Annotated in this window: 1 pseudogene; it reads left to right on the top strand. The window is 64.3% G+C overall.

The features are described from left to right. Positions 1 to 509: pseudogene (locus FS320_RS44685) on the top strand (IS701 family transposase); the annotation flags it as partial. Positions 510 to 641: the final 132 nt, after the last annotated feature.

The following is a 641-nucleotide window of genomic DNA, read 5'->3' as shown; positions in this document are numbered from 1 at the left end:
CGGTGCTCGGCCGCAGCCACTGGGACGCCGATGCTCTGAGAGACATGGTGCGCGACTATGCGCTCGAGACGCTCGCCTCACCTGGTGCGGTACTGGTGATCGACGAGACCGGCTTTCTCAAGCAGGGTACGCACTCGTGTGGCGTCGGTCGGCAGTACACCGGATCAGCGGGCAAGATCACGAACTGCCAGATCGGGGTGTTTGCGGCCTATGTGTCGGACAAGGGCTGCGCCTTCATCGACCGCCAGCTGTATCTGCCGAAGGACTGGATCAACAACTCCATCCGACGGCAAGCCGCTCAGGTGCCCGACAGCATCCGCTTCGTCACCAAACCCGAGATCGCCGCACAGATGATCGCACGGGCTCTTGCAGCGGGCGTGCCGTTCGACTGGGTCGCTGCCGACACGATCTATGGGGTGGGAGCCATCGAGATGCAGTTGCGCCGGGCCGGCAAGGGCTACGTGCTGGGCGCGCATGCCACGGACCGGTTCAACTCCTGGATCGAGAAGTGAATCGCGCCGAGTTTTCCGGAGGCTGGTTGGCTTGGATTTTACGCGGCCATCGGCGTGACCTCAAGCTGAACGTGGTAGGCGGCTTCCGCCTCGGCGGGCGGGACGTTGCCGATGGACTCGAGCAGGCGC

The sequence above is a fragment of the Microvirga tunisiensis genome, from assembly GCF_009296175.1.
In the GTDB taxonomy this organism is placed as follows: Bacteria; Pseudomonadota; Alphaproteobacteria; order Rhizobiales; family Beijerinckiaceae; genus Microvirga; species Microvirga tunisiensis.
The sequence above is the reverse complement of the archived record's forward strand: the minus strand, read 5'-3'. Positions and strand labels throughout refer to the sequence as shown.